This is a genomic window from Leucobacter sp. HNU, from assembly GCF_047946755.1.
In the GTDB taxonomy this organism is placed as follows: Bacteria; Actinomycetota; Actinomycetes; order Actinomycetales; family Microbacteriaceae; genus Leucobacter.
This window is the reverse complement of sequence record NZ_CP178837.1, coordinates 1,556,287-1,577,969: the sequence shown is the minus strand read 5'-3', so window position 1 is coordinate 1,577,969 and position 21,683 is coordinate 1,556,287. Positions and strand designations below refer to the sequence as shown.

Sequence of the window (21,683 nt, the reverse complement as noted above, 5' to 3'; positions counted from 1 at the left end):
CGTCAGCCGGGCGGGCAGTTCGGCGAGCTCCGGCTCGACGTCCGCCAGGGAGCGGTGCCTGCGGTGAGCGCCTCGATGTCCCCGCTCAGCAGACGGAGCATGCGCAGGATCCCGTCGTGATCCGCGCCGGGCAGCAGATCGAGCGCGAGATAGCTCACGTGCGCCGTGTGCGCCGTCGTGATCCCGGCCTGGTGCGCGCCGTGGCAGGGGATGCGGTCCGAGCCGTGGAGCCTCTCGACGGTGGATTCCGCGTCGGAGCGGCCGACGCCGCCCGCGATCGCGAACCCGGCAGCCGTGACGGCTGCGCCGCCGGCGGCCCCGGCGAGGGCCCCGAAGAGCCCTCGCCGGCTGACCGAGCGCGTCGAGGAAGCGCTCGGCGCCGCCGTCTCGACCGTCGCGGGCTCAGTGCCCGGCATGCTCGGCGCCGCCGTCGTAGTTCTCGTTCGCGCCGCTGAACGCCTTGCCGAGCACCGGCACCTCGAGCGTGCTGCCGTCCGAGAACTTCAGGGTGACGGGGACCTCGTCGCCGGCCTTCACTGGCTGCTTCAGGTCCATGAGCATGATGTGCGTGCTGCCGGGCTCCAGCGCGGCGGTCTTGCCGGCCGGGATCGTGACCCCGCCCTCCTTCTTGCGCATGGTGGCGGTGCCGTTCTCGACGATCGTCTCGTGCAGCTCGACCATGCCGGCGATCGGCGTCGAGGCCGACTCGAGCGTGATGTCGGACGAGCCCGAGTTCTTGAGCGTGCCGAACACGGCGCTCATGTCGCCGTCGGTCGCCTTGACCCAGGCGTCCGCCAGCTCGACCGGAGCCTGCTGCTGCTCGGCGGTCGCAGAGGGCTTCTCGGAGGCCTGCGTCGAGGAGCAGGAGGTGAGGCCGAGGCCGAGCGCGAGTGCAGCCGCTGTGACGGCGGCGCCGGTGGCGGCGCGACGGATCGGGGAAACGGTGGAAACGGACATGGGTGTACTCCAAATGATGTGTGTCGGCGCGCATGCGCCGGATGCCGTGCCGCGGGCGGGGCCGAACCGTCGGTGCGGCCGAGCCGCCGCGGAGCGATGCTCCGGCGCGCGGGCGCGCCGGGCGCCGCCGCGGGCGGGCACGGCGAAACAGGGGACGCTGCGCGTGCGTTCGGCGCGCAGCGGGGAGCGCGCGCCGTCGAGGCGCGCGCCGGATGAGGACTACTCCGCGGACTCCGCGGTGTCCCTCGGCTTCTTCCTGCGCGTCAGCACCACGGTCGCGGCGATCACGACCACCAGGCCGCCGCCGATGCCCGCGACCGCGCCGATCGGCACGCCCCCGGACTCGGAGGACGTCTTCGACCCGGTGGACGGATCCGACTCCGCACTGCCCTCGAGCTCGGGGAAGCGGGGATCCTTCTCACCGACGGCGGTGACCTTCGCAGACCCGTCCTCGGCCACCTCGAAGGCGTAGCTACCCGAGATCGGGTGGCCGTCGGAGGAGACCACGCGCCACGCCACCTGGTAGGCGCCGCCCGCCGGGAGCGGGGTCTTGACGGCCTGGCTCACGTCGCGCGCGTTCACGACCGCGTCGCCGTCGCTGACGACGGCGCCCTTCGGGTCGGTGATCGCGATCTCGGTGCCCACCTTGATCACGGAGTCGCTGAACGTCAGCGTGATCCCGGAGACGCCCCCGGTCTGCTGATCCTGGGTGAAGCCCTGGCCGACCAGCTCGTCGTGCGCGAAGGCCGGCGAGGCCGCGAGGGCGGTACCGCCGATGGCGAGCGCGCCGGCGAGCGCGGTCGCCGCGGTGAAGCGGCGGAGCCGCGAGACAGTTCTGGACATGGGTGAGCTGAACGCTTTCTGCTGGAGCCGGGTGCGCGGAACGGCACCGCGGGCGGAGTCTGAGGTCGGCGGACGGCGCGGCAGGAGCTACGCGCCGAGCGCCGGGGGACCCCGGTGCGTGATCGCAGAGAGCGAGTGCAGCCGCTCGCGGAGGGCGGCGGGTGCGAGGAAGGACGAGACGGGTCGGTCGGCAGCGCGATGCGCGCCGGCGCCCAGCAGCAGCGGGACGAGTACGCTCCGCAGGGCGGCGAGCAGCGAATCGGTGAGCGCGATCAGGCCGAGGAAGGCGCGCTCGCCGCGGTGCAGCAGTGCGATGGTGGCGATCGCGGCCACCGCGTGCATGGCCCACATGGCGGCATCCGCCGACGTTGGATCGGAGCCGAGGCGCAGGCTCGGAGCCACCGACTGGATCGCGGCCAGGTGGCCGGCATGCAGCGGGGCGGGCGCCGAGCCCGCGGACGAGCCGGAACCGACGAGGCCGAGCCCCGAGAACGACCAGTGGTAGACGAACTGGCTCGCGCCGACCGCGAGGGCCAGCCGCCAGAGCGAGCCGATCCGCCCGCCGAGCAGCACGCACAGCGGAAGCGCGAGCACCGCGGTCGCGACCACCGAGAACGCGGTCACCGTGCCGCCGGCGAGGCCGTGGGACGCGGCCGCCAGGAGCGTCGCGAGTCCGGCCCCCGCGGCGCCGCGAGCGGTGCGGGCAGCGCGGCTCATGGGAGCTCGTGCGTCGGGCCGGGCGGACATGCCGCCCAGTCTACGCGAGCGGGGCCGCGACCCCGGCCGTCCGACCCGCGCGCTGCGCGCTTCCCGATAGAATCGGTTCCCGTGTCAGACACCAATCCCATTACCCAGGACGCGGTCGATTCGGCGGTCGATGCTGCGCTCACCGCATTCGCCGCTGCGACGACCGTCGCCGAGCTGAAGACCGCTCGCAACGCCCACGTCGGAGAGGCCTCGGCCATCGCGCAGCTGAACGCGCGCATGCGCGAGGTGCCGAAGGACGAGAAGGCCGCGACCGGCAAGCTCATGGGGCAGGCGCGCGGCCGCCTCGAGGGCGCCTACAAGGCGCGCGAGGCCGAGCTCGCCGCGGCCGAGGCGCAGGCCCGCCTCGCCGCCGAGACCGTCGACGTCACCGAGGCTCCCGTGCGCCGCGCCGCCGGCAGCCGTCATCCCCTGGCGCAGCTCCAGGAGGAAGCGGCCGACATCTTCATCGGCATGGGCTGGGAGATCGCGGAGGGCCCCGAGGTCGAGCACGAGTGGTTCAACTTCGATGCCCTCGGCTTCGACCCCGACCACCCCGCGCGCGCCATGCAGGACACGTTCTTCGTGGAGCCGGCCGATCGGCACCTGCTGCTCCGCACCCACACCTCGCCGGTGCAGATCCGCTCCCTGCTGGGGCGAGAGCTGCCCGTCTACGTGGTGGCCCCGGGCCGCGTCTACCGCACCGACGAGCTCGACGCGACGCACACCCCCGTGTTCCACCAGATCGAGGGCATCGCCATCGACAAGGGGCTGACGATGGCGCACCTGCGCGGCACGCTCGAGCACTTCGCCCGGCAGATGTTCGGCGATGAGGCGAAGATCCGCCTGCGCCCGAACTTCTTCCCGTTCACCGAGCCGTCGGCCGAGATGGACGTCTGGCAGCCGAACGCCAAGGGCGGAGCGCGCTGGGTCGAGTGGGGTGGCTGTGGCATGGTCGATCCCCGGGTCCTGGCAGCGGCCGGCATCGATCCCGAGGAGTACCAGGGCTTCGCCTTCGGCATGGGCATCGAGCGCACCCTGCAGTTCCGCCACGACATCAACGACATGCGCGACATGGTCGAGGGCGACACCCGTTTCAACCAGCAGTTCGGAGGACTCGTCTGATGCGTATCCCGCTTTCCTGGCTCGCGGAATCCGTCGAGCTGCCCGCGGACACCACGCCCGAGCAGGTGCACGCCGACCTCGTGCGCGTGGGCTTCGAAGAGGAATCGATCCGCCGCTTCGAGGCCTCGGGGCCCATCGTGGTCGGCGAGGTGCTGAGTCGCGAGCCCGAGGAGCACTCGAACGGCAAGACCGTCAACTGGTGCCAGGTGCGTGTCGCGCCCGAGGGCCAGCGAGCCGCCGACGGCGGCGAGGACGTGCGCGGCGTCGTCTGCGGCGCGCACAACTTCGACGTCGGCGACCGCGTCGTCGTGACCCTGCCCGGCGCGGTGCTGCCCGGCGACTTCCGCATCGCCGCGCGCAAGACCTACGGCCATGTCTCCGACGGCATGATCGCCTCGGCGCGCGAGCTCTCGCTCGGCGAGGACCACGACGGCATCATCGTGCTCAGCCGTTGGGGCATCGACGCGGAGCCGGGCGCGGACGCGCTCGAACTGCTCGGCATGGCCGACACCGCGGTCGAGATCAACGTGACGCCGGATCGCGGCTACGCGTTCTCCGTGCGCGGCGTCGCCCGCGAGTACGCGCACTCGACCGGTGCCGCGTTCCGGGATCCCGCCGAGGCGGTCGCCCCGGTCGCGGCGTCCGGCTTCGACGTGACGATCGACGACGCGGCCCCGATCCGCGGTCGCGTCGGCGCGGCCGGATTCGTCACGCGCGTGGTGCGCGGAATCGATGCGACGCGTCCGACTCCCGCCTGGATGGTCTCGCGCCTTCAGCTCGCGGGCGTCCGCGCGCTGTCGCTGCCCGTCGACATCGGCAACTACGTCATGCTCGAGCTCGGTCAGCCGCTGCACGCCTACGACCTGGGCAAGGTCTCGGGCGGCCTGCGGGTGCGCCGCGCCGCGGCGGGCGAGACCCTGGTCACCCTCGACGGCGTCGAGCGCACGCTGCACGTCGAGGATCTCGTGATCGCCGACGATTCGGGCGCGATCGGCCTGGCCGGCGTGATGGGCGGCGAGTCGACCAAGACCGACGACGCGACGACCGACGTGCTCATCGAGGCGGCGACCTTCGACGCGGTCTCGATCGCCCGCTCCGCGCGCCGGCACAAGCTCCCGAGCGAGGCGTCCAAGCGCTTCGAGCGCGGCGTCGACCCGCTCGTGGCCCGCGCCGCCGCGCAGCGCGCGGTCGAACTGCTCGTCGAGCTGGGCGGCGGCACCGTCGACGAACTGGGCAGCGAGCTCATCGCGCCGTGGGCGCCCGAGGCGGTCCGCTTCGAACTGTCGCGGGTCAACGGCCTGCTCGGCACCGACTACAGCGACGCCGAGATCCGCGGGGCGCTCGAGATGATCGGCTGCGAGCTGGTCGAGGTCGGCGACGGCGTGCTCGAGGCGACGGCGCCCAGCTGGCGCGCGGACCTCTCGCGCTCCGCCGACCTGGTCGAGGAGGCCGCGCGCATCATCGGCTACGACCGCATCCCCTCGGTGCTGCCGACGGCCCCGCCGGCCGCGGGCTCACCCGCGAGCAGCGGCTGCGCCGCCGCGCGGCGAACGTGTCGACCGCCTGGGGCCTCACCGAGGTGCAGAGCTACCCGTTCGTGTCGCGCACCCAGCTCGATCGCTTCGGCGCCGGTGCGGAGACCGCCGACGGGGCTGATGCCCCGGTCCACGCGATCCGCCTGGCGAACCCGCTGGACGGGGAGGCTCCGTTCCTCCGCCGTTCGCTGCTCGCCGGTCTCGTGACCGCTGCGCAGCGCAACGCGTCGCGCGGCCTCACGGACCTCGCGCTCGTCGAGTTCGGAGCGGTGTTCGATCCCGAGCACGTGCACCTCGGCACCGACGCGGTGCCGCCGCTCGGCGAACGTCCCTCCGATGCGGTGCTGGCAGAGCTCGACGGCTCGATCCCGAAGCAGCCCGGTCGTGCTGCGGGGCTGTTCGTCGGTGAGGCGGTCGCGAAGCAGGCGGGCGAGCCCGCTCGTGCTTGGGACTGGGCCGACGCCCTCGACGCCGCGCGCGTCGTGGCCGGTGCCGTGTCGGCGGAGCTCGTGGTCCGCCAGGGGCGCACCGCGCGTTCCACCCGGGGCGCACGGCCGAACTGCTCGTCCGCGTCGACGGAGCACTCGAGACGGTCGGTGTGGCCGGCGAGCTCGCGCCCGAGACGTCCGAGGCGGTGCACCTGCCGGGTCGCGTTGCCGCCTTCGAGCTCGATCTCGAGCGGCTGATCGAGGTCGCCGTGCGCGAGCCCGAGGTCGCTCAGCTGTCGACCTACCCCGCGGCGACGCAGGACCTCACCCTCGTGGTGGACCGCGCGATTCCGGCGGCCGAGGTGCTCGACGCCGTCGTCGCCGGCGCGACCGGCAGCGGTCTGCTCGAGGGCGCGACCATCGTCGACGACTATCGCGGAGCGGGGATCGGCGAGGAGGAGAAGGCGCTCACCTTCGCGCTGCGCTTCCGCGCCGATGACCGCACGCTCACGGCCGAGGAGGCGAGCGAGGCGAAGCTCGCGGGCGTCGCCGCCGCGAACGAGCGCTTCGGGGCGAAGCTGCGCGACTGAGCGCGATCGTGTCGGTAGCGACGACGGGCGCGGCGTACCATGACGGTATGACCGCGCCCGTCCCGTATCTGCTGCTACCGGGAACCGCCGCAGAGGCCCTCGAGTTCTATCGAGAGACCTTCGGCGGGGTCGTCACCGCGTACTCCTTCGCCGAGTTCGGCCGTTTCGACGGACCGGGTGATTCGATCGCACACGGGATCCTCACCGGACCGGTCTCGCTGTTCGCCGCCGACGCCGGGCCCGACGAGGACGCCATGGCGATGACGGGCGTGCTCCTCTCGCTGCTCGGTCGCGCCGATCCCGACACGCTGCACGAGTGGTTCGAGGCCCTCGCCGCGGGCGGGCGGGTGCTCGATCCGCTGGTCGAGCGGCCGTGGGGCGCGCACGACGGACGGGTGGCCGACCGCTTCGGCGCGCGCTGGCTCATCGGATACGAGCCGGAGGGGACGGGGACCGAGTAGCGTTGGCCCCATGAGCGAGCACCACTCCATCGCGGTCGCGGGCGGCACCGGAACCGTCGGGACGCACGTCGCCCGCATCGCGCACGAGCGCGGGCACGAGGTCCGGATCCTCGCCCGCTCGACCGGTGCCGATCTGCACGCGGGCTCGGGGATCGATCTGGCGGGCATCGACACCGTGATCGATGTGTCCGGGGCCTTCGCCGTGTCCGCCGGGCGCTCGATCGAGTGGTTCGAGACGGTGAGCCGGAACCTGCTGGCCGCGGAGCGGGTCGCGGGCGTGCGGCATCACGTCGCCCTCTCCATCGTGGGCGCGGCACGGGCCCCGCACGGATACTACGCGGGCAAGGCGGCGCAGGAGCGAGCGGTCGCCGGAGGGCCGGTGCCGTGGACCGTACTGCGCGCGGCGCAGTTCTTCGAGTTCGCGAGCGCCAATGCGCTTCGGCTCGGCCCGCTGACCCTCATGCCGGCGATGCGCTCGCAGCCCGTCGCGGCGGCGTCGGTCGCGGCCCGGCTGGTCGAGATCGCCGAGCGCGGCCCTGCCGGGGACGCGCCGGACTTCGCCGGCCCCCGCGAGGAGCGCATGGCCGACCTGGTGCGTCGTCTCGGTGCCGTGCGCGGAGGAGCGAGCCGGGTGATCGAGTTCCCGATGCCCGGTGGCTTCGGGCGCGCCATCCGCGACGGCTCGATCCTGCCCGGGCCGGACGCGCAGCTCGACGCGATCACCTTTGACGAATGGCTGGCCTCGGGGGCACACTCGGAGGCATAGCGCACGATCGGCCGGAACGGACCGGCCACGGCGAGAGGAACCCCATGGCCACGGCAGCGAAGCCCAGTCCCACCTCGAAGTCCGCCTCGGCCGCGGCGAAGCCGCGAACCGCGGGCGCGAAGCCGCGAACCGCGGCCAAGCCCGGAGCGGCCGCGAAGGCACGCACGCGGAAGCCGGCGCAGCCGCCGATCCAGCGCATCGTTCCCTGCATCTGGTCGAACGGAGCGGCGGAGGAGACCGCCGCCTTCTATGCTGCGGCGCTGCCCGATACCTCCTTCGAGGTCATGAGCCGCTACCCCGAGACGGGACTGCTCGACTTCCAGCAGCCGCTCGCGGGCCAGCCGCTCACCGTCGACGTGCTCATCGACGGCTACCGGGTCACCCTGGTGAACGCCGGGCCCGAATTCCGGCCGAACCCGTCGATCTCGCTCACCCTGCAGTTCGACCCGCGGCGGTTCGGCGGATCGATGCTGCGGGCGCGTGCGCAGCTCGATGCGACCTGGGGTGCGCTCGGCTTCGGAGGACGGGTGCTGATGGAGCTCGGCGAGTACCCGTTCAACAGCCGGTACGGATGGGTCGAGGACCGCTACGGGGTGAGCTGGCAGCTCATGCTGGTGGATCCCGAGGCGCCGGGCGGCGATCCGTCGGGCGCGATCGCGCCGTTCGTGACGCCCTGCCTGATGTTCGGTGCGGCGGCGCAGAATCGCGCCGGCGAGGCGATCGATCGCTACGTCACCGTGCTCGGCTCGGCGCCGAGCCTCGGGGAGCGGAGCGCGGTTTCACGGCCCCGTACGCGGAGCAGACGGGCCCGGCGCCGGCCGGAGCCGTGATGTTCGGGTCCTTCCGGGTCGGCGAGCAGCAGTTCTCGGCGATGGACTCGGGAGTGGATCAGCCGGAATCGTTCACGAACGGGCTCTCGCTCATCGTCAACGCGCACGGGCAGGACGAGATCGATCTGCTGTGGGACGCGCTCTCGGCGGTGCCCGAGGCCGAGCAGTGCGGATGGCTCGTCGACGCCTTCGGCGTCAGCTGGCAGATCGTGCCGGATAACATGGACGAACTGATGCGGCATCCCGATGCGTTCCCGCGCATGCTGCAGATGAAGAAGATCGTGATCGCCGATCTCTGACGGCGGTCCGGAGACGCCGCGTGCGCGACGGAGCCCGAAGCAGTGCCAGAATAGAGAGTCTGGAACGGCATCGGCTCAGTATGGTGCCGAGCGAGAGAGGCACGAGCACTATGGCATTCACCGTCGCGGTCGCCGGAGCGAGCGGATACGCGGGCGGTGAGCTGCTGCGCCTGCTCGCCGCGCACCCCGAGTTCGAGATCCGAACCGTCACCGGCCACTCCACCGCAGGGCAGCCGCTCATCGCGAGCCAACCGCACCTGCGCTCGCTCGCGCATCTCACGCTGCAGCCCACCGAGCCCGACGTGCTCGACGGCCACGACATCGTCTTCTTCGCGCTCCCGCACGGAGCCTCGGGCGAGCTGACGGCGCAGCTGCGCGACGTGCGCCTCGCGATCGACTGCGGCGCCGACCACCGGCTCACCGATCCCGCAGACTGGGCCGCGTTCTACGGCGGCGAGCACCACGAAGCCTGGAGCTACGGCGTGCCCGAGCTGCTCGTCGCCGGCGGCGGGGCGGGCGCCCCGCGCAAGCAGCGCGACGCGCTCGTCGGCGCCACCCGGATCGCGGCTCCCGGCTGCAACGCCAGCACCGTGGCGCTCTCGCTCGCGCCCGGCATCGCAGCGGGCGTCATCGAGCCCGAAGACCTCGTCAGCGTGCTCGCGGTCGGGCCCAGCGGGGCCGGCAAGGCTGCCAAGACGCACCTGCTCGGCGCCGAGCTCATGGGCTCGGCGAACCCGTACGCGGTCGGCGGCAGCCACCGGCACATCCCCGAGATCCGCCAGGCGCTGCGCGGTGCGGGCGCCTCGACCGAGCCGAGCATCAGCTTCACGCCCGTGCTCGTCCCCATGAGCCGGGGCATCCTCGCGACCTCGACCGCGCGCATCGCGACCCGTGCAGACGGCAGCCGTCCCGACGCCGCCGAGATCCGCGCCGCCTGGGAACGCGCCTACGCCGACGAGCCCTTCGTCCACCTGCTGCCCGAGGGCCAGGTGCCGCGCACCGCCGACACGCTGGGCGCCAACACCTGCCTCATCGGGCTCGCCGTCGACGAGGCCGCGGGCCGTGTCGTCGTGATCGGCGCCCTCGACAACCTCGCCAAGGGCACCGCCGGCGCGGCGATCCAGTCCGCCAACATCGCCCTCGGCCTGCCCGAGACCCTCGGCCTCTCGACGAATGGAGTCGCACCGTGACCGTCACCGCCCCCGCAGGCTTCCGCTCCGCCGGCATCGCCGTCGGGCTCAAGAGCACCGGCAAGCCCGACCTCGCGCTCGTGGTCAACGACGGCCCGCGGCGCGCCAGCGCGGCAGTTTTCACCAGCAACCGCGCCCAGGCGAACCCCATCATCTGGAGCCGCAAGGTCGTCGCGGGCGGCACCGCCCGGGCCGTCGTGCTGAACTCCGGCGGTGCCAACTGCTTTACCGGCGAATTCGGCTACGAGACCACGCGCCTCACCGCCGAGGCCGTCGCCGCCGCCCTGACCGCCGAGAGCGCGGGCGACCCCGTCGACGCCGAGCGGATCCTCGTCTGCTCCACCGGCCTCATCGGCTCGGGCGACCAGACCTTCCGCGACCGGATCGTGGACAACGTGCCGGCGCTCGCCGCCGCGCTCGCCGCCGACGACGCGACGGCACCTGCCGCGATCCTCACGACCGACTCGGTCGAGAAGACCGCCGTGCGCGAGCGCGACGGCTGGACCATCGGCGCGATGGCCAAGGGCGCGGGCATGCTGGCCCCCGGCCTCGCGACGATGCTCGTCGTGATCACGACCGACGCGATCCTCGACGACGCGCAGCTCGACCGGGCCCTCCGGGCTGCGACCGGCCGCAGCTTCGACCGCCTCGATTCCGACGGCTGCATGTCGACCAACGACCAGGTGACGCTGCTCGCGAGCGGCGCCTCCGGCGTCGCCGCCGACGAGGACGCGTTCGCGGCCGTGCTGGCCGAGGTCTGCGACGACCTCGCCGCCCAGCTGCAGGCCGACGCCGAGGGCGCGAGCCACGACATCGACATCGAGGTGCTCGGTGCCGTGAGCGAGGCGGAAGCGGTCGAGGTCGGCCGCTCCGTGGCGCGGAACAACCTCTTCAAGGCCGCGATCTTCGGCAACGACCCCAACTGGGGTCGCGTGCTCGCCGCGATCGGGACCACCGACGCGACTTTCGACCCGTACGCGGTCGACGTGAGCTTCAACGGCGTGCGCCTCTGCCACGCGGGCGGCCCCGACCGTCCCGTCGAGGAGTGCGACCTGACCCCGCGCCGCACGCACGTGCGCATCGAGCTGTTCGCGGGATCCGCGTCCGCGACCATCCGCACCAACGACCTCACGCACGACTACGTGCACGAGAACAGCGCCTACTCGAGCTGAGGACGCCATGACGCACACCACGACCACGCTCGAGCACGGCGAGGCGGCCGCGAAGGCCCAGGTGCTCATCGAGTCGCTGCCCTGGCTCAAGAAGTTCCGCGACGCGATCGTCGTCATCAAGTTCGGCGGGAACGCCATGGTCGACGACGCGCTCCTGGAAGCCTTCGCCGAGGACGTCGTCTATCTGCGGCACACCGGAATCCGGCCGGTCGTCGTGCACGGCGGCGGTCCGCAGATCAACGCCATGCTGGGCCGGCTCGGCATCGAGAGCGAGTTCCAGGGCGGCTACCGGGTCACCACGCCGGAGGCCATGGAGGTCGTGCGCATGGTGCTCACCGGGAAGGTGAACCCGGAGCTGGTCGACCGCATCAACACGCACGGCCCGCTCGCCGCGGGCACCACGGGCGAGGACGCCGGGCTCTTCATCGGCCGCCGCCGCCCGCCGGTGGAGGTTGACGGGCGGCTCGTCGACCTCGGTCACGTCGGCGACGTCGTCGGCGTGCGCCCCGCGTCCGTGCTCGCCGTCCTCGAGGCGGGCATGATCCCCGTCGTCTCCTCGATCGCGCCCGACGAGGAGCGTCCGGGGAGTCGCTCAACGTGAACGCCGACGCTGCCGCCGCCGCGCTCGCCGCCGCGCTCGGCGCCGAGAAGCTCGTGATCCTCACCGACGTCGCGGGGCTCTACGCGAACTGGCCCGACCGGGACTCCCTGGTCTCGACCATCACCACGGGCGAGCTCGAGCAGCTGCTGCCGTCGCTCGAGTCGGGCATGATCCCCAAGATGCGCGCCTGCCTCGACGCGGTGCGCGCCGGAGTGCCGAAGGCCGCCATCATCGACGGGCGCGAGCCGCACTCGGTGCTGCTCGAGATCTTCACCGCGCGGGGCATCGGAACGGAAGTCGTTGCCGGAGCTCCCGAGAACTGAGTCCGCATCGGCCGCTGCCGGTGCATCGGGAACCGTCGCGGTCGCCATCGCGGTCGCGATCCTCGGCGGTGCCGTCGGCGCGGCGATCGCGATGCGCAGCGGTCTCGCACCGGGGGCGGGGGTGCTCACGGCCGCGGCGTTCGCCGGCTTCGGCGCGACCACGGCGCTGCTCGTCCGCTCGGATCTCCGCGAACGCAGGCTCCCGAACCGCCTCATCGGCCTGAGTGCCGCGCTGGTCGCGATTCCCGCGCTCTGCGGGGCGCTGCTGGACGGCCGGGGGGATCGCGCGGTCGCCGGGCTGCTCGCGGCCGCGGCGGGTTTCGCAGCGTCCTGGCTCGCCTGGCGTCTCGGCACCGGTCTCGGAGGCGGGGACGTCAAGCTCGCGCCCGTCGTGCTGTTCGCGCTGGGCTGGTCCTCCGGCCTCGAACGTGCGGTCGACGGGGCGCTGGCGGCCGTGCTCGGGCTCCTCGCCGGGACGGCGATCCTGCTGCTGTTCTCGCGTGGACGGCGCAGGGAGCTGCCGTTCGGCCCGGTCCTGCTCGGGGCGGGGTGGACCGGCATCGCGCTGATGGCGTTCGGCTGAACAGCGGCCTCCGGATCTCCCGAATCGGTGCGGGGTCCCTCCCGGCGCTCGGGTGCGCTCGATACACTCGTGCCGTGCACGGCTCGCGGATCCGCTCAGACCTCGCCCGCTGCAGGGCTGCCCTCTTCGATCTGGACGGGGTGCTCACGCCGACGGTGGAACTGCACCGTCGAGCCTGGGCCGAGACGTTCGACCGGTTCTTCGCGCTGCGCGGCGAGGCGCCCTACGCCGAGTCGGAGTACTTCGCCTCGCTCGACGGACGTCCCCGGTTCGACGGCGTCGCCACGCTCCTGGCCGCGCGGGGGATCGACCTGCCCTGGGGCGACGCCGACGCGGCTCTCGACGATGCCGACGATTCCACACCGGCGTCCAGCGTGACCGAGCTCGGCAACCGCAAGAACCGGATGTTCGCCGAGATCCTGCGGCGCGACGGCATCCGGTCGTACGCCGGTTCGCTCCGGCTGCTGGACGCGCTCGCCGCGAACGTCGGCCCGGACGGCCGCCCGATTCCGCTGGGCGTCGTCTCGAGCTCCCGCAACGCGGCGGAGGTGCTGCGTGCGGCGGGGATCGCCGATCGTTTCGACGTGGTGGTCGACGGGACGGTCGCCGCCCGGGAGGGACTTCCCGGCAAGCCGGATCCGGCCACGTTCCTGGCCGCGGCCCGTGCGCTCGGGATCGCACCCGCGGAGGCCGCGGTGTTCGAGGACGCGGAGTCCGGGGTTGCGGCGGCCGAGGCCGGCGGCTTCGGCCTCGTCGTCGGAGTCGACCGCGGGGCCGGTGCGGATGCACTGCGTGCTTCGGGTGCGCACACCGTGATCGCCGATCTGGAGGAGATGCTCGCATGACCGCGTCAACGCACGGATCCCCGTTCGAGAACCCCGTCGAGGGGCTTCGCCGCGACTTCGGAGACGATCCGTGGAGGATCACCGTGCCGGGCCTCGATCCCGGAACGGCCGCGGTCGACGAGACCCTGCTGGCGCTCGGCAACGGCTACCTCGGCATGCGCGGGAACCACGAGGAGGGGCTCCCGCTCGGCAGCCACGGCACCTACGTGAACGGCGTGCACGAGACCTGGCAGATCCAGCACGCCGAAGCCGCCTACGGCTTCGCCGAGCACGGGCAGACCATCGTCAACGTGCCCGACGCGAAGACGATCCGGATCTACGTCGACGACGAGCGCCTGAACCTCGAGACCTCGGAGATCCTCGAGGTGCACCGCACACTGGATCTGCGTGCCGGGACGCTCTCGCGCACGCTGCTCTGGCTGACGCCGACGGGCAAGCGCGTGCGGGTCGAGACCCGCCGCATGGTGTCGTTCACCTCGCGGCACCTCGCGACGCTCGAGATGCGGGTGACCGTGCTCGACGCCGATGCCGATCTGACCATCTCGAGCCTCGTGATCAACCGTCAGGATCTCGGGCGGGTACGGGGCGAGCAGCCCGGTGCGCCGGCGGGCAGCAACGCGCCGGGGATCGGCGGCGCCGTCGACGAGCCCGCGGACCCTCGGCAGTCCGAAGTGTTCGAAGGGCGCGTGCTCGATCGCGGTCCCGTGCTCGCCGATGCGGATCGGCCGGAGCGCAGCGTCCTGAGCTTCCGCGTGCACCATTCGGGGGTCGCCGTCGCGGTCGGAGTCGATCACGACTTCGATTCGGGGGCCTCCGACGGAGGCGCTGGGGACTGGAGCTGCCGCGTGGAGTCCGCGCCGGACCGCGTCCGGCATATCTTCCAGGGCACCGCCAGGCAGGGACACCCCGCCCGCCTCACCAAGACCGTCGCCTACCACTCCTCGCGCACCGCCACCTGCGAGGAGCTGATCGATCGCTGCGTGCAGTCCCTGCACCGCGCCGCGGTGGATCCGATCGAGCAGCGCTGGAGCGATCAGCGCGAGTTCCTCGACGAGTTCTGGGCACGCAGCGACGTGCGCGTCGATGCGGAGCCCGGGGTGCAGCAGGCGATCCGGTGGAACCTGTTCCAGCTCGCGCAAGCATCGGCACGAGCCGACGGGCGGGGGATCGCGGCCAAGGGCCTGACCGGCTCCGGCTACAGCGGGCACTCGTTCTGGGACAGCGAGATCTACGCGCTCCCGTTCCTCACCTACACGTCGCCGCTCTGGGCACGCAACGCCCTGCGCTTCCGCCTGCGCATGCTCCCGCAGGCGCGGTCGCGGGCCGCGATGCTGAACGAGGACGGCGCCCTGTTCCCGTGGCGCACGATCAACGGCGAGGAGGCCAGCGCCTACTACGCCGCAGGAACCGCGCAGTACCACATCGACGCCGACATCACCTATGCACTCGCGCGCTACGTGGCGGCGAGCGGCGACCTCGAGTTCATGGTGTCCGGGGCCAGCGAGATCCCGATCGAGACGGCGCGCATGTGGCGCAGCCTCGGTTTCTGGCGCGACGACCCCGATGGAGCGCATCGCTTCCACATCCACGGGGTGACGGGCCCGGACGAATACACGACGGTGGTCAACGACAACCTCTTCACGAACGTCATGGCGCGCTTCAACCTCCGCTACGGAGCCGAAGTCGCGAGGCGGCTCGCCGGTGAGGCCCCGGCCGAGTACCGGGCGCTCGCCGAACGGCTCGGGCTGCGGGCCGAGGAGGTCGAGGCCTGGGAGGCCGCCGCGGCGGGCATGGCCGTGCCCTTCTCCGACCGGTTCGGGGTGCACCCGCAGGACGCGCACTTCCTCGAGCGAGAGGTCTGGGACCTCGCGGCGACCCCGCCGGAGCAGAAGCCGCTGCTGCTCCATTTCCACCCGCTCGTGATCTACCGCTTCCAGGTGCTCAAGCAGGCCGACGTCGTGCTCGCGATGCTGCTCGCGAGCGACGAGTTCACCGCGGAGGAGAAGCGGGCGAACTTCGAGTACTACGACGCCCTGACGACGGGGGACTCGACCCTCTCCGCGGTCGTGCAGTCGATCATCGCGGCCGAGGTCGGGTATCGCGAACTCGCCTACCGCTACTTCGACCACGCGCTGCGCGTCGACCTCGACGACCTGCACCGCAATGCCGAGGACGGCGTGCACGTAGCCTCCGCCGGCGGGGTCTGGCTCGCACTGGTCCAGGGCTTCGCCGGCATGCGCGACGCCGGCCGGGAGCTGTCCTTCGACCCGCGCCTGCCCGAGCACTGGGGCGGCATGGAGTTCACGCTCGCCTGGCGCGGAAGCACGCTCGCGGTCAGGCTTGACGCGGACGCGATCCGCTTCGAGATCCTCCGGGGCGAACGCGCGGTGCCGGTCCGCGTGCGCGGAGAGGAGATCCTCGTGGCGCCCGGCGCGCCGGAGCGCGTCGTCCCGCTCGACGGGCAGGGCCCCGACCTCGGGGTGTTCCGCGGTCTCTCTGCCGGGATCCTGCCGCGGGAGGGGAGACCGGGGTGCTGCCGACGCTCACCGCCGAGATCCCGGTGATCGGCACCGAGATCCCGACCAGGGACCCCCACGCCTGAGCGCGCCCCACGGGCCGGCGTGCGCATCCCGCGGGGCGTGCGGGCATAGGATGGAGGGCATCGGAACGGTCGAGGAAAGGCGGACGTCGTGACGTATGTGATCGCGCTCCCGTGCGTGGACGTGAAGGATCGCGCGTGCGTGGACGAGTGCCCCGTCGACTGCATCTACGAGGGCGAGCGCTCGCTCTACATCCACCCCGACGAATGCGTCGACTGCGGCGCCTGCGAGCCCGTCTGCCCGGTCGAGGCCATCTACTACGAGGACGACCTGCCCGAGGTCTGGGCCGACTACTACAAGGCCAACGTCGAGTTCTTCGACGAGATCGGCTCGCCCGGCGGTGCGGCCAAGGTCGGCGCTTACGACTTCGACCACCCCATCATCGCGGCACTGCCCGCGCAGGGGTCCTGACCCGATGCGCGGACCGCTTCCCGACTACCCCTGGGATGCGATGGCGCCCTACGCCGAGCGCGCGGCCGCCCATCCCCGGGGCGCCGTCGACCTCTCGGTCGGGTCGCCGGTCGATCCGACGCCCGCGACGGTGCGCGAGGCGCTCGCAGCAGCCACCGACGCCCACGCCTACCCGGCGACCGCCGGAAGCCCGAAGCTGCGCGAGGCGATCGCCGACTGGTTCGCACGGCGCCGCGGCGTGACCCTCGCCCCGTCGGCGGTGCTGCCGACCGTCGGGTCGAAGGAACTGGTCGCGCTGCTGCCCTTCCTGCTCGGCATCGGTGCGGGGGAGGCCGTCGTATTCCCTCGCATCGCCTATCCGAGCTACGCGATGGGCGCCGCGCTCGTCGGAGCCGACGCGATCGCGGCCGATGATCCGGCGGACTGGCCGGAGCACACCCGTCTCGTGTGGGTGAACTCGCCCGGCAACCCCGACGGCGCGGTGCAGAGCGTCGATCGCCTGCGGGCCGCGGTCGAGCGGGCGCGCGATCTGGGCGCGGTGATCGCCGGAGACGAATGCTACGCCGAGTTCGGCTGGGATGCCCCGTGGGACGCGGAGCCGATCCCGTCGATCCTCGACCCGAGGGTCGTGGGCGACGACCACCGCGACGTGCTGAGCGTCTACTCGCTGAGCAAGCAGTCGAACCTCGCCGGATACCGCGCCGCGTTCCTGGCGGGGGACCCGGCCCTGGTGCAGCGCCTGCTGACCGTGCGCAAGCACGCGGGCCTGATGCTGCCCGCGCCCGTGCAGGCCGCCATGATCGCGGCGCTCGAGGACGAAGCGCACGTCGTCGAGCAGCGGGGGCGCTACATCGCGCGCCGAGCCGTGCTGCGTCCGGCGATCGAGGCGGCGGGGTTCCGGATCGAGCGCAGCGAGGCCGGCCTCTACCTCTGGGCGACGCGCGACGAGGACGCCTGGGAGTCGGTCGCCGCCCTCGCGGAACTGGGGATCATCGTCGGGCCGGGGCACTTCTACGGCGCCCACTCCCCGCAGCACGTGCGCTTCGCGCTCACCGCGAGCGACGAATCGGTCGCCGAGGCCGCGATGCGACTGTCCGGCAGCTCGAACGCGACCCGGGCGGCCTGAGCTGCGGCGCGCGAGCCGAATCGACATTTTGCTCGACGTCAAGATACTCTGCTGGAAGGGCACCCGAGGGTCGCGCTCCCGCCGAACCGGATAGGGTGGAGGGGAACGCACTGCACCCAGCCCGTTCCGCTTCACTGACGACCTCACAAGGAGACGACGTGACCGATACGAACTCCGGCTCGAACGCTGCCGCGACCGCGAAGCTCACGCTGCCTTCGGGAGGCACGGCGGACCTGCCGCTCGTCCCGGCGGTCGACGGGCATCCGGCGATCGACGTGAGCACGCTCACGCGCCAGACCGGCCACACCGCGCTCGACTACGGGTTCGTCAACACGGCGTCCACCAAGTCCGAGATCACCTACATCGACGGCGATCAGGGGATCCTGCGCTATCGCGGCTACCCGATCGAGGAACTCGCGCAGAAGTCGAGCTTCCTCGAAGTCGCCTACCTGCTGATCTACGGCGAGCTGCCCAGCGAGACGGAGCTCGAGTCGTTCACCGAGAACATCCGCCGCCACACGCTGCTGCACGAAGACATGCGCTACTACTTCGAGGCGGTGCCGCACACCGCGCACCCCATGGCGGTGCTCTCGGGCGGCCTGCAGACCATGTCCACCTACTACGAGAGCTCGCTCGACACCACGGTGCCCGAGTTCGTCGAGGTGAACACCATCCGCCTGCTCGCGAAGCTCCCCGTTCTCGCCGCCTACGCGCACAAGAAGACCATCGGCCAGGCGTTCCTCTATCCGAAGAACGAGCTCGGCTTCGTCGAGAACTTCCTGCGCCTGAACTTCGGTAACAAGGCGGAGCCGTACATCATGAACCCGGTGCTGGTCGACGCGCTCGACAAGCTCCTCATCCTGCACGCCGATCACGAGCAGAACGCCTCGACCTCGACCGTGCGTCTCGTCGGCTCCACCGGCGCCAACATGTTCTCCTCGGTGTCCGCGGGCATCAACGCGCTCTCCGGCCCGCTGCACGGCGGTGCGAACGAGGCCGTGCTCGACATGCTCGCCCAGATCCGCGACTCCGGCCAGAGCGTGCAGACCTTCGTGGAGAAGGTCAAGCGCAAGGAGGACGGCGTGAAGCTCATGGGCTTCGGGCACCGCGTCTACAAGAACTACGATCCCCGCGCTCGCATCGTGAAGGAGAGCGCCGGCCGGGTTCTCGAAGAGCTCGGAGTCAACGATCCGCTGCTCGGCCTCGCGCAGGAACTCGAGCAGATCGCCCTCGAGGACGACTACTTCAAGGAGCGCAAGCTCTACCCGAACGTCGACTTCTACACCGGCGTCATCTACAAGGCCATGGGCTTCCCGACCCGGATGTTCACGGTGCTGTTCGCCATCGGCCGCCTGCCCGGCTGGATCGCGCAGTGGCGCGAAGCGCGACTCGATCCGCAGACCAAGATCGGCCGCCCGCAGCAGCTGTACACGGGCTCGCCCGAGCGTCACCTCGACCGATAAGCCGGTGCCGGGCGTGCGCATCGTGGTCCCTGGGACGCACGCGAGCGGCAAGCGCAGGCTGATCTCGACGCTGGGGTGCTGCTGCAGAAGGAGATCCGGCCTCAGAAGGACCGGATCGCGAGGATACTCCTTCCGCAGCCGAATCTCCTTCCGGGCGCGCAGCGTGGAGCACCGGGATCAGCGTTCACACTGAGATCGGCGTTCAGACTGAGATTCGTGAAGGAAATCTCAGTCTGAACGCCGATCTCAGTCTGAACGCTGTCACCGACGACGCTGAGTCCGGCCGAACGGCGACGACCCCTACGCGTGCAGCGCCGCGTTGAGCTCGATGCCCGTGCCCTCGCGCGGTAGCGCCTCGACGGCACCCGTGCGGGAGTTGCGGCGGAACAGGAGCTTCGCGACGCCGGAGAGCTCGACGGCCTTGACCTCGACCGGTTCGCCCTGGGAATCGACGGTGCCCTTGGGGAGCACGACCTTGGTGCCAGCGGTCACGTAGAGGCCGGCCTCGACGACGCTGTCGTCGCCGATCGAGATCCCGATGCCGGAGTTCGCGCCGAGCAGCGCGCGCTCGCCGATGCTGATGCGCTCGGTGCCGCCGCCCGAGAGCGTGCCCATGATGGAAGCGCCGCCGCCGATGTCGGATCCCTCGCCCACGACGACGCCCTGCGAGATGCGTCCCTCGACCATCGAGGTGCCGAGGGTTCCCGCGTTGAAGTTGACGAAGCCCTCGTGCATGATCGTGGTGCCCGGCGCGAGGTGCGCGCCGAGGCGCACGCGCGAGGTGTCGGCGATGCGCACGCCCGCGGGAACGACGTAGTCGGTGAGCCGGGGAACTTGTCGATGCCGACAGCGGTGAGGCCCGCGCGGCGGAGCGCGGGCAGCTTGGCCGCGTAGCGCTCGGGCTGCATGGGCCCTGCGGGGGTCCAGGCGTTGTTCGGGAGCGCGCCGAAGATGCCGTCGAGCGAGATCGTGTTGGGCTGCACGAGGCAGTGCGAGAGGAGGTGCAGGCGCAGGTAGGCGTCCTCGGTGGAAGCGGGTGCGGCGTCGAGATCGATCTCGAGCTGCACGATGCGCAGCTCCACCTCGCGGAGCTCGTCGCGCCCCTCGAGCGCTTCGAGCTCGGCCGGCGCGATCCAGGGGTCGCGGGTCTCGGGGCGGGCGCCGAGCTGCGGCGCGGGGAACCAGGCGTCGAGTACGGTGCCGTCGAACGCGACGGTGGCGAGGCCTACGGCCCAGGCTGCACGGGAAGTCGTCATGTGACCAGGGTAGCGAAGCCGGAGGGGCGGGACGGCGTAGGCTGGATCGAGTGAGTGATATCGCCCTCGATCCCAGCCTCGGTTCCGTCGATCTGACCCGTCAGCTCTGCAATATCTTCTCCGTCTCGGGGAGGAGCGGGCGATCGCGGACGCGGTCGAGGCGGTACTCGCCGAACGCGCGCCGCACCTGACCGTGACGCGCGACGGCGACACCGTCATCGCGCGTACCGGGCTCGGCCGGGAGCGTCGCGTGGCGATCGCCGGTCACCTGGATACGGTGCCGGTGAACGGGAACCTGCCGGTGCGGGACGAACGGGACCCCGAGACCGGGGAAGCCGTGATCTGGGGTCGCGGAACGGTGGACATGAAGGCCGGCGTCGCCGTGCAGCTCGTGCTCGCGGTCGAGCTGCAGAACCCCGCTGTCGACCTGACCTGGATCTGGTACGACCACGAGGAGGTCTCGTCCGAGCTCAACGGCCTGGGGCGCGCGCTGCGCAATCGTCCCGAGCTGTTCGCCGCGGACTTCGCGATCCTGGGCGAGCCCTCGAACGGCACGATCGAGGGCGGCTGCAACGGCACCATGCGGGCTCTGGTGAGCTACACCGGCAAGCGCGCGCACTCCGCGCGCAGCTGGATGGGCGTGAACGCGATCCATCGGGCCGGAGCGGCGCTGGAGCGACTGGGCGAGTTCGAGGCCGAGCGTGTGCTCGTCGACGGGCTCGAATACCGCGAGGGGCTGAACGCGGTGCGGATCGTGGGCGGGGTCGCGGGCAACGTCATCCCGGACCACTGCGAGATCGAGGTCAACTACCGCTTCGCGCCGAGCCGGGACCTCGCCGAGGCCGAGAGCATGATCCGTGCGTTCTTCGCCGACGCCGATGCGGTGGAGATCGTCGACCGGGCGCCGGGCGCGCGTCCCGGGCTGGACGCGCCGCTCGCGCAGCAGTTCGTCGAGGCGGTCGGGGCTCCGCCCGTCGCGAAGCTCGGCTGGACCGATGTCTCGCGTTTCTCGGGACTCGGAATTCCCGCGGTCAATTTCGGGCCGGGGAATCCGCTGCTGGCGCACGCGGACGACGAGCGGGTCCCGATCGCGCAGATCGAGGCGACGGAGCGCGCGCTGCGCAATTGGTTGAATCGTTGAGTATGACGATCCGATTTCCATTTGGCATCGGTGCTCCGCGATAATAGAAACGTAGGGGAAATCCCTGTTCCACTCACTCGCAGAGGAGGCGTCATGGCGGCAATGAAACCGAGGACCGGAGACGGGCCGATGGAAGCGGTGCGCGAGAGCCGCGTCATCGTGGTCCGTGTCCCGCTCGAGGGCGGTGGCCGCCTGGTGGTCTCGGTCAACGACACCGAGGCCGCAGAGCTGCGCGACGTGCTCAGCGCCGTGCTCGACGGCTGAGCGCCCCACCGACACCTGAACGGCCCCGGCGAATCGCAGGATTCGCCGGGGCCGTTCGTCGTTCGCGGGGCTTCCGCGGCGCGGACCCGCCTCCGCGGCGCTCGTGAGGCGGGCCGGTGCCCGCGAGACG

The 21,683-nt window shown here is 71.8% G+C and carries 18 protein-coding genes and 4 pseudogenes; 17 read left to right on the top strand and 5 right to left on the bottom strand.

Translation table 11 applies throughout. The features are described 5' to 3' along the window. Positions 1 to 2: 2 nt before the first annotated feature. The 4 genes from AB3K78_RS07760 to AB3K78_RS07745 form a co-directional block, all read right to left on the bottom strand. Positions 3 to 416, bottom strand: coding sequence for a Dyp-type peroxidase domain-containing protein (locus AB3K78_RS07760; RefSeq protein ID WP_416447171.1), 414 nt, complete (start codon positions 414 to 416; stop codon positions 3 to 5). Further along, positions 403 to 957 (bottom strand): copper chaperone PCu(A)C, encoded by a 555-nt coding sequence (locus AB3K78_RS07755; protein ID WP_416447170.1) that lies wholly within the window; start codon positions 955 to 957, stop codon positions 403 to 405. The genes AB3K78_RS07760 and AB3K78_RS07755 overlap by 14 nt, the downstream gene beginning before the upstream one ends. 219 nt (positions 958 to 1,176) lie before the next feature. After that, the gene (locus AB3K78_RS07750; RefSeq protein WP_416447169.1) at positions 1,177 to 1,800 is read right to left on the bottom strand and encodes a copper resistance CopC family protein; all 624 of its coding nucleotides are present in this window, start codon (positions 1,798 to 1,800) and stop codon (positions 1,177 to 1,179) included. An 87-nt stretch (positions 1,801 to 1,887) separates the two neighbouring features. Next, positions 1,888 to 2,547, bottom strand: coding sequence for a hypothetical protein (locus AB3K78_RS07745; RefSeq protein WP_416447168.1), 660 nt, complete (start codon positions 2,545 to 2,547; stop codon positions 1,888 to 1,890). A gap of 81 nt (positions 2,548 to 2,628) precedes the next feature. Between AB3K78_RS07745 and pheS the strand changes: the two genes are divergently transcribed. The 15 genes and pseudogenes from pheS to AB3K78_RS07670 all read left to right on the top strand — a co-directional run bounded on the left by pheS (position 2,629) and on the right by AB3K78_RS07670 (position 18,892). Beyond that, the gene (gene pheS / locus AB3K78_RS07740; protein WP_416447167.1) at positions 2,629 to 3,669 is read left to right on the top strand and encodes a phenylalanine--tRNA ligase subunit alpha; all 1,041 of its coding nucleotides are present in this window, start codon (positions 2,629 to 2,631) and stop codon (positions 3,667 to 3,669) included. Further along, a pseudogene (gene pheT, locus AB3K78_RS07735) lies at positions 3,669 to 6,222 on the top strand (phenylalanine--tRNA ligase subunit beta). The gene pheS and the pseudogene pheT overlap by 1 nt, the downstream one beginning before the upstream one ends. 47 nt (positions 6,223 to 6,269) lie before the next feature. Next, a complete protein-coding gene (locus tag AB3K78_RS07730) occupies positions 6,270 to 6,683 on the top strand; it encodes a VOC family protein (RefSeq protein ID WP_416447166.1) in 414 nt (137 codons plus the stop codon). Positions 6,684 to 6,693: 10 nt separating this feature from the next. Further along, positions 6,694 to 7,449, top strand: coding sequence for an SDR family oxidoreductase (locus tag AB3K78_RS07725; RefSeq protein ID WP_416447165.1), 756 nt, complete (start codon positions 6,694 to 6,696; stop codon positions 7,447 to 7,449). 44 nt (positions 7,450 to 7,493) lie between these two features. After that, entirely contained in the window at positions 7,494 to 8,279 is a 786-nt protein-coding gene (locus tag AB3K78_RS07720; RefSeq protein ID WP_416447164.1) for a VOC family protein, read from the top strand. After that, positions 8,279 to 8,578: a VOC family protein gene (locus tag AB3K78_RS07715; RefSeq protein WP_416447163.1), complete on the top strand. Its 300-nt coding sequence runs from the start codon at positions 8,279 to 8,281 to the stop codon at positions 8,576 to 8,578. Before AB3K78_RS07720 ends, AB3K78_RS07715 begins: the two co-directional genes overlap by 1 nt. Before the next feature lie 110 nt (positions 8,579 to 8,688). Beyond that, entirely contained in the window at positions 8,689 to 9,768 is a 1,080-nt protein-coding gene (gene argC, locus AB3K78_RS07710; protein WP_416447162.1) for an N-acetyl-gamma-glutamyl-phosphate reductase, read from the top strand. Then, positions 9,765 to 10,940, top strand: a complete 1,176-nt coding sequence (gene argJ / locus AB3K78_RS07705; RefSeq protein ID WP_416447161.1) for a bifunctional glutamate N-acetyltransferase/amino-acid acetyltransferase ArgJ — start codon at positions 9,765 to 9,767, stop codon at positions 10,938 to 10,940. Before argC ends, argJ begins: the two co-directional genes overlap by 4 nt. A gap of 7 nt (positions 10,941 to 10,947) precedes the next feature. Next, a pseudogene (gene argB, locus AB3K78_RS07700) lies at positions 10,948 to 11,864 on the top strand (acetylglutamate kinase). Then, positions 11,842 to 12,447, top strand: a complete 606-nt coding sequence (locus AB3K78_RS07695) for a prepilin peptidase (RefSeq protein WP_416447160.1) — start codon at positions 11,842 to 11,844, stop codon at positions 12,445 to 12,447. Before argB ends, AB3K78_RS07695 begins: the two are co-directional and overlap by 23 nt. 74 nt (positions 12,448 to 12,521) lie before the next feature. Continuing rightward, complete coding sequence (locus AB3K78_RS07690) at positions 12,522 to 13,292, top strand: HAD family hydrolase (RefSeq protein ID WP_416447159.1); 771 nt, start codon at positions 12,522 to 12,524, stop codon at positions 13,290 to 13,292. Beyond that, a complete protein-coding gene (locus tag AB3K78_RS07685) occupies positions 13,289 to 15,856 on the top strand; it encodes a glycoside hydrolase family 65 protein (protein ID WP_416447158.1) in 2,568 nt (855 codons plus the stop codon). The genes AB3K78_RS07690 and AB3K78_RS07685 overlap by 4 nt, the downstream gene beginning before the upstream one ends. Before the next feature lie 126 nt (positions 15,857 to 15,982). Next, positions 15,983 to 16,303 carry a ferredoxin gene (gene fdxA, locus AB3K78_RS07680; protein ID WP_046455896.1) on the top strand — a complete coding sequence of 107 codons (321 nt, stop codon included), beginning with the start codon at positions 15,983 to 15,985 and terminating at the stop codon, positions 16,301 to 16,303. A gap of 4 nt (positions 16,304 to 16,307) precedes the next feature. Next, entirely contained in the window at positions 16,308 to 17,429 is a 1,122-nt protein-coding gene (gene dapC, locus AB3K78_RS07675; RefSeq protein WP_416447157.1) for a succinyldiaminopimelate transaminase, read from the top strand. 158 nt (positions 17,430 to 17,587) lie between these two features. After that, complete coding sequence (locus AB3K78_RS07670; protein ID WP_416447156.1) at positions 17,588 to 18,892, top strand: citrate synthase; 1,305 nt, start codon at positions 17,588 to 17,590, stop codon at positions 18,890 to 18,892. A gap of 300 nt (positions 18,893 to 19,192) precedes the next feature. Here the strand turns inward: AB3K78_RS07670 and dapD are convergent. After that, positions 19,193 to 20,148: pseudogene (gene dapD, locus AB3K78_RS07665) on the bottom strand (2,3,4,5-tetrahydropyridine-2,6-dicarboxylate N-succinyltransferase). 59 nt (positions 20,149 to 20,207) lie between these two features. On the opposite strand from dapD, the pseudogene dapE reads away from it, so the two are divergent. Together dapE and AB3K78_RS07655 are read left to right on the top strand one after the other, a co-directional pair. Next, positions 20,208 to 21,289 (top strand): annotated as a pseudogene (gene dapE, locus AB3K78_RS07660) (succinyl-diaminopimelate desuccinylase). Positions 21,290 to 21,382: 93 nt separating this feature from the next. Then, positions 21,383 to 21,553, top strand: a complete 171-nt coding sequence (locus tag AB3K78_RS07655) for a DUF3117 domain-containing protein (protein WP_416447155.1) — start codon at positions 21,383 to 21,385, stop codon at positions 21,551 to 21,553. Positions 21,554 to 21,683: the final 130 nt, after the last annotated feature.

Coding starts and splice junctions, on each gene's coding strand:
- AB3K78_RS07760 (WP_416447171.1), bottom strand. CDS start 416: ATGCCGGGCACTGAGCCCGCGACGGTCGAGACGGCGGCGCCGAGCGCT.
- AB3K78_RS07755 (WP_416447170.1), bottom strand. CDS start 957: ATGTCCGTTTCCACCGTTTCCCCGATCCGTCGCGCCGCCACCGGCGCC.
- AB3K78_RS07750 (WP_416447169.1), bottom strand. CDS start 1,800: ATGTCCAGAACTGTCTCGCGGCTCCGCCGCTTCACCGCGGCGACCGCG.
- AB3K78_RS07745 (WP_416447168.1), bottom strand. CDS start 2,547: ATGTCCGCCCGGCCCGACGCACGAGCTCCCATGAGCCGCGCTGCCCGC.
- AB3K78_RS07730 (WP_416447166.1), top strand. CDS start 6,270: ATGACCGCGCCCGTCCCGTATCTGCTGCTACCGGGAACCGCCGCAGAG.
- AB3K78_RS07725 (WP_416447165.1), top strand. CDS start 6,694: ATGAGCGAGCACCACTCCATCGCGGTCGCGGGCGGCACCGGAACCGTC.
- AB3K78_RS07720 (WP_416447164.1), top strand. CDS start 7,494: ATGGCCACGGCAGCGAAGCCCAGTCCCACCTCGAAGTCCGCCTCGGCC.
- AB3K78_RS07715 (WP_416447163.1), top strand. CDS start 8,279: ATGTTCGGGTCCTTCCGGGTCGGCGAGCAGCAGTTCTCGGCGATGGAC.
- argC (WP_416447162.1), top strand. CDS start 8,689: ATGGCATTCACCGTCGCGGTCGCCGGAGCGAGCGGATACGCGGGCGGT.
- AB3K78_RS07685 (WP_416447158.1), top strand. CDS start 13,289: ATGACCGCGTCAACGCACGGATCCCCGTTCGAGAACCCCGTCGAGGGG.
- dapC (WP_416447157.1), top strand. CDS start 16,308: ATGCGCGGACCGCTTCCCGACTACCCCTGGGATGCGATGGCGCCCTAC.
- AB3K78_RS07655 (WP_416447155.1), top strand. CDS start 21,383: ATGGCGGCAATGAAACCGAGGACCGGAGACGGGCCGATGGAAGCGGTG.